Here is a 6,094-nt window from a genome sequence, read left to right as displayed (position 1 = left end):
CCGGCGGAGAGGTCGGGGGCGGCCCAGGGGTCTGTGGGGGCGGTGGGGGCCACCGGCTCGGCGGCGCTCGCGGGCTCGGCCGGGTTCGTCGGCTCGGCCGGGCTCGTGGGCTCGACCGGCACCGTTGGCTCGGCGGCGGCCTTGCGGAAGTCCACCCGGGGGTCCTGACCGGCCGTCGGCGCCTCCGTCGCGTCCGTACCCCCCGCGCCAGCATCCGCGCCCGTACCCGCGTCGGTTCCCGTGGCCGCGGACGGCTCCGGCTCCGGCCCCGGGACGGGCGGCTCGGACTCAGGCTTGGACACGTGGACTCCCCCAACCCACCGGGGCGGGCATCGGCTCGGCGCTCGGCACCATGGCTCCGCGCCACGGCTCGGACCCGAACGGACCCTCACGGGCCCGATCTGAACGGTCGCGCGACTTTACCCGATCTTTCCGAACGCCTGCCCGACCTTTCCGGGCCGCCCTCCGCCCGCTCAGCCGCGGGCCAGGACCTCCCCGTGCAGCATCGAGAACCAGCCGTCCCCGGCGGCGCTCCACTCCCGCCAGCCGTTCGCGATCCGCTCCGGCTCGTCCTGCTCCGCGAAGCCCAGCCCGACCGCCGTCCGGCCCAGCGCGGTGCCCGTCACCCGGTCCGCCCACATCCCGCCCCACCAGGCGCGCTGCTCGGGCGTCGCGAACGTCCAGGTGGAGGAGCTCGCGGTGACCTCGGTGAAGCCGGCCGCGCGGGCCCAGGACAGCAGCCGCCGGCCGGCGTCCGGCTCGCCGCCGTTGGCGCGGGCGGTCCGCCGGTACAGCTCCAGCCACCGGTCCAGCGCGGGCGCCTCCGGGAACCAGGTCATGGAGGCGTAGTCGACATCGCGGACCGCGACCACGCCGCCCGGCGCCGTCACCCTCCGCAGCTCGCGCAGCGCGGCCACCGGGTCGGCCACGTGCTGGAGCACCTGGTGGGCGTGCACCACGTCGAACTCGCCGTCCCGGTACGGCAGCCGGTGCACGTCGGCGCACTCGAAGGCGACGTTGGACAGCCCCCGCCCGGCGACGTGTCCGGCGGCCTGCTCCAGCACCTCGGCGGAGGCGTCCACCGCGACCACCCGCCCCTGCGGGCCGACCAGCGCGGCCAGGTCCGCGGTGATCGTGCCGGGACCGCAGCCGACGTCCAACAGGGCCTGGCCGGGCCGCAGTTCGGGCAGCAGGTAGCCGGCCGAGTCGGCTGCGGTGCGGGAGCGGTGCGAGCGCAGCACGGCCTCCTGGTGGCCGTGGGTGTAGACGGCGGCGGGCTGTGGTCCGGTCATGAGGTCCCCCCTGGGCGCGGTCGGCCGCGGTGCTCCGCGACACCCCCGACGCTACTCCTCGTCCCGGATGGCGAGAAGATCCGTCTCGCATTCCGGTCGCCGTGGGCCGGGGCCGCACCCGGCCGCCGTACCGTGGAGGCACCCCCGACAGAACGGTCCCCGCCCATGCCCGGCCCGCGCCCCTACGTCCTGCTGAGCGCCGCCGTCTCGCTCGACGGCCACCTCGACGACGCCTCCCCCGACCGGCTGCTGCTCTCCAACGCCGCCGACTTCGACCGGGTCGACGAGGAGCGCGCCGCCGCCGACGCCGTCCTGGTCGGCGGCAACACGCTGCGCGCCGACAACCCCCGGCTGCTGGTCAACGACCCCGGGCGCCGGGCCGCCCGGCTGGCGGCCGGCCGGCCCGAGTACCCGCTGAAGGTGACGCTCAGCGCGAGCGGCGAACTCGACGCCGGCCTGCGGTTCTGGCACACCGGCGGCGCCCGGCTCGCCTACACCACGGAGGCCGGGGCGGCGGTGCTGCGCCCCCGGCTGGACGGGCTGGCCGAGGTGGTCGCGCTGGGCGACGCGGTGGACCTCGGCGCGGTGCTGGACGACCTGGGCGCCCGCGGGGTGCGCCGGCTGATGGTCGAGGGCGGCGGGGGCGTGCACACCCAGTTCCTGGCCCAGGGCCTGGCGGACGAACTCCAGCTGGCCGTCGCCCCGCTGCTGGTCGGCCAGGCCGACGCGCCCCGGTTCGTCCGCCCGGCCGCGTTCCCGGGCGGTCCGGCCCGACGGATGCGACTGCTGGAGGCACGTACCGTGGGCGACGTCGTCCTGCTCAGGTACGCCCCGAAGGAGCCCGCGCCGTGACCCAGTCCGCCTCCACCGACCTCGACCACCTGCGCCGGGCCGTGGAGCTCTCCCGCCGCTGCCCGCCGTCCGAGACGGCCTTCTCGGTCGGCGCGGTGATCGTCGGCGCCGACGGCACGGTGCTGGCGGAGGGCTACAGCCGGGAGGCGGACCCGCACGACCACGCCGAGGAGGCGGCGCTGGCCAAGCTCCCGACGGGCGACCCGCGGCTGCGCGGGGCGACCGTCTACAGCTCGCTGGAGCCCTGCGGGCAGCGCGCCTCGCGGCCGACGCCGTGCGCCCGGCTGCTCCTCGCGGCGGGCGTGCCGCGGGTGGTGGTCGCCTGGCGCGAGCCGGACCTGTTCGTCACCGACTGCCAGGGCACCGCGCTGCTGACGGCGGCCGGGGTCGAGGTGGTGGAGCTGTCGGAGCTGGCCGAGGAGGCCCGGGCGGTCAATGCCCACCTGCTCGGATGATCTTTTGTATCATCGAGAAACAAAGAGCTCGCATTCTCCGGCTCTCCCGTCGCCACACTCCCCGAGGAGCCGCCCCATGACCGCTGCCCCCGTCCGGCTGACCGCCCGCGCCCTCCTCCTGGACATGGACGGCACCCTCGTCAACTCCGACGCCGTGGTCGAGCGCTGCTTCAGCCGCTGGGCCGAGCGGAACGGCCTGGACCCCGCCGAGGTGCTCGCCGTCGCCCACGGCCGCCAGGGCCACGCGACCATGGCCCTCCTGCTGCCCGACCGCCCGGCCGAGCTCAACCTGGCCGACAACGAGCGGATCCTCGCCGAGGAGCGCGCCGACACCGAGGGCGTCGTCCCGGTGCCCGGCGCCGCCGCCTTCCTCGCCTCGCTGACCGGCCTCCCGCACGCCCTGGTCACCTCCGCCGACCTGCCGCTCGCCCGGATCCGGATGACCGCCGCCGGGCTCCCGCTGCCGTCCGTCCTGGTCACCGCCGAGTCCGTCGGCGCCAGCAAGCCCGACCCCGAGGGCTTCCTCAAGGGCGCCGCCGACCTCGGCTTCGCCCCCGCCGACTGCCTCGCCTTCGAGGACTCCGGCGCCGGCATCGCCGCCGCCAAGGCCGCCGGCGTCCGCGTCGTCGGCGTCGGCCCGCGCGCCCTCCCCCACCACCCGGACGCCCACGCCGACACCCTCACCACCGTCACCGTCACCGCCGCCCCCGACGGCCTCCTCACCGTCACCGTCGGCTGACCCCGGAAACACCGCACCGCCCGGACCCCGTACGAACACGGGGCCCGGGCGGTCCGGGTACGCGGCGGCGGCCGGCCGTCAGACGTTGCAGCGGAGTGCTCACCATGCGGCTGTGACCTGCGAAGATGCTGATCCCGGCGACCCAAGTCAGCACAGAATCAGCACGGTGACTCGAACTCGACGCCGGCCATCAGTAGTGGTAGCGGGCGGCCAGAACGATGATCTCCCGGTCCGTCACCAGGTAGACGAGGCGGTGCTCGTCGTCGATCCGCCGCGACCAGGCCCCGGGCAAGTGGTACTTCAGCGGTTCGGGCTTGCCGATGCCGGTGAACGGGTCACGCAGGACGTCCTCGATGAGCTTGTTGATCCGGACGAGCATCTTGCGGTCGTTCTTGAGCCAGGAGGTGTAGTCCTCCCAGCCGGTCTCCTCGAAGACGAGCCTCACGAGGCACCCTTCTCGGGACCCGCCGCATCCGGGTCGATCAGCTCCCGCTCGGAAAGCCCCGCGCCGCCGAGGGCGTTCTCGTAGGCCTTGAGCAGCCGCCGGGCGTTGGCGGGTGAGCGCAGCAGGTACGAGCCTTCGCGCAGGGCCGCGTAGTCCTCGGCCGAGACGAGTACGGCATTCCCGTGCCTGGAGACGATCTCGATGGCGTCGTGGTCCTCGTTGACCTTCTTGATCAACGGGAAGAGGTCCCGGCGGGCCTCGCTCGCGGTGATGGACATGATGGGAACCCCTTCCGCAAGTGGTACGAAAAAGCGTACCACCCGGGGGCATCGTCCAGCCGGACGGGCACATGCCGAAGGGGTCGGACTTCCCCTGGAAGTCCGACCCCTTGTACGGGAGTTGCGCTACCCGGTCAGACGTTGAAGCGGAACTCCACGACGTCGCCGTCCTGCATGACGTACTCCTTGCCCTCGATGCGGGCCTTGCCCTTGGCGCGGGCCTCGGCGATGGAGCCGGTCTCGACCAGGTCGGCGAAGGAGATCACCTCGGCCTTGATGAAGCCCTTCTGGAAGTCGGTGTGGATGACTCCGGCGGCCTCGGGGGCGGTGGCGCCCTTCTTGATGGTCCAGGCGCGGGTTTCCTTGGGGCCGGCCGTCAGGTAGGTCTGGAGGCCGAGGGTGTTGAAGCCGACCCGGGCGAGGGTGGCGAGGCCGGGCTCCTCCTGGCCCATGGACTGGAGCAGCTCCAGGGCCTCGGCGTCGTCCAGCTCGATCAGCTCGGACTCGATCTTGGCGTTCAGGAAGATCGCCTCGGCCGGGGCGACCAGCTCGCGCTGGGCGTCCTTGAAGTCCTCGTCGGCCAGCTCGGCCTCGTCCACGTTGAAGACGTAGAGGAAGGGCTTGGCGGTCAGCAGGTGGAGGTCGCGGATCGGGGCGGTGTCGAAGCCGGCCTCGAAGAGGGTCTTGCCGGTCTCCAGGATCGCCTGCGCGGCCTCGGCGGCGGCCAGCACGGGGGCGGTGTCCTTCTTGAGGCGCGCCTCCTTCTGGAGCCGCGGCAGGACCTTCTCGATGGTCTGGAGGTCGGCCAGGATCAGCTCGGTGTGGATGGTCTCGATGTCGTCCTTGGGCGACACCTTGCCGTCCACGTGCACCACGTCCGGGTCGGTGAAGGCGCGCACGACCTGGCAGATCGCGTCGGACTCGCGGATGTTGGCGAGGAACTTGTTGCCCAGGCCCTCGCCCTCGCTGGCGCCGCGCACGATGCCGGCGATGTCGACGAAGTCGACGGTGGCCGGGAGGATGCGCTGGGAGCCGAAGATCTCGGCGAGCTTGGCCAGCCGCGCGTCCGGGACGCCCACCACGCCGACGTTCGGCTCGATGGTGGCGAACGGGTAGTTGGCCGCCAGCACGTCGTTCTTGGTCAGGGCGTTGAACAGGGTCGACTTGCCGACGTTCGGCAGGCCGACGATTCCGATCGTGAGCGACATGAAGCGCAGTCCCGTGGGCTTGGAGGAGTTGGGTCGGCACCGTACGGGCCGACCCCCAAGTCTACGGGCAGCCCCCGCCCCGCCTCACTCCTCGGTCGGCGCAGTCCGGGGCTCCAGGAACTCCAGCCGGTTGCCCAGCTTGTCGTCGGTGTGGAAGCGCCGGTGGCCGGGCAGGTTGTCGTCCCAGGTCACCGGGTGGCCGTGCGCGGCGAGGCGGTCGGCGAGGGCGTCCAGCGAACGGACCAGGATGCCCGGGTGCCCCTTGCGGGACGGACGGAAGTCCGGGGCCACGCCCAGGTGCACCTCGACCCCGCCGCCGCGGAACCAGCAGCCGCCGCGGGCGGCCAGCACCGGCGGCTTCGCCAGCTCGGTCATGCCGAGCACTCCGGACCAGAAGGCGCGGCACTCGTCCTCGGCGCCGGCCGGGATGTCGAGCTGGACGTGGTCGAGCCGTTCGAAGGTGAAATCGGTCATGCTGTTCCCCCGTGGAGAGACCCGTGAACGGATCCGGTGGTCGTCGTGTGCCGACTCGATCGGGCAGGTCAGCCGACCTGCGTGACGACCTGAGTGACGATCACATCAGTACTCCGTCCGGAGACACGGGACAAGACCTGAACGGTCCATTACACAGTGTGGCGATGATCGGACCGTACGTTGGGCGGGTGGAGCAGAGCATCCGTACCCAGCCGCCAGGGCCCAGACGCCGTCCGCCGACCGGCGCGGCCGCAGCCGCCGTCCCCGGTCCAGGCCGGGCTCCCGAGACCGCCGGAGCCCCCTCCGGACCCGCCCCCGGCTCCCGCCCGCGCCCTTCGGCCGGCCCGTCCG

General features: G+C 73.4%; 6 protein-coding genes and 1 pseudogene. 2 read left to right on the top strand and 5 right to left on the bottom strand.

The window, feature by feature from the left end; translation table 11 throughout:
- Positions 1–473: 473 nt before the first annotated feature.
- Entirely contained in the window at positions 474–1,292 is an 819-nt protein-coding gene (locus AE652_RS33265) for a methyltransferase domain-containing protein (RefSeq protein ID WP_049658410.1), read from the bottom strand.
- Positions 1,293–1,457: 165 nt separating this feature from the next.
- Here AE652_RS33265 and AE652_RS48645 point away from each other — a divergent pair.
- Together AE652_RS48645 and AE652_RS33250 are read left to right on the top strand one after the other, a co-directional pair.
- Positions 1,458–2,599: pseudogene (locus AE652_RS48645) on the top strand (dihydrofolate reductase family protein).
- A gap of 76 nt (positions 2,600–2,675) precedes the next feature.
- On the top strand, positions 2,676–3,338 hold the full coding sequence (locus AE652_RS33250) for an HAD-IA family hydrolase (RefSeq protein ID WP_049658405.1): 663 nt from the start codon (positions 2,676–2,678) through the stop codon (positions 3,336–3,338).
- 190 nt (positions 3,339–3,528) lie between these two features.
- Here AE652_RS33250 and AE652_RS33245 read toward each other — a convergent pair whose 3' ends face one another.
- From AE652_RS33245 to AE652_RS33230, 4 genes are all read right to left on the bottom strand, one after another.
- Complete coding sequence (locus AE652_RS33245) at positions 3,529–3,783, bottom strand: Txe/YoeB family addiction module toxin (RefSeq protein WP_049658403.1); 255 nt, start codon at positions 3,781–3,783, stop codon at positions 3,529–3,531.
- On the bottom strand, positions 3,780–4,061 hold the full coding sequence (locus AE652_RS33240) for a type II toxin-antitoxin system Phd/YefM family antitoxin (RefSeq protein WP_049658401.1): 282 nt from the start codon (positions 4,059–4,061) through the stop codon (positions 3,780–3,782). The genes AE652_RS33245 and AE652_RS33240 overlap by 4 nt, the downstream gene beginning before the upstream one ends.
- A gap of 134 nt (positions 4,062–4,195) precedes the next feature.
- Positions 4,196–5,269, bottom strand: a complete 1,074-nt coding sequence (gene ychF, locus AE652_RS33235) for a redox-regulated ATPase YchF (protein ID WP_049658400.1) — start codon at positions 5,267–5,269, stop codon at positions 4,196–4,198.
- An 84-nt stretch (positions 5,270–5,353) separates the two neighbouring features.
- Positions 5,354–5,743, bottom strand: coding sequence for a VOC family protein (locus tag AE652_RS33230; protein ID WP_049658397.1), 390 nt, complete (start codon positions 5,741–5,743; stop codon positions 5,354–5,356).
- Between the last annotated feature and the right edge of the window lie 351 nt (positions 5,744–6,094).

It is taken from the genome of Kitasatospora sp. MY 5-36 (genome assembly GCF_001182915.1).
Classification (GTDB): domain Bacteria; phylum Actinomycetota; class Actinomycetes; order Streptomycetales; family Streptomycetaceae; genus Kitasatospora.
This window is presented reverse-complemented; position numbering and strand designations above follow the sequence as displayed.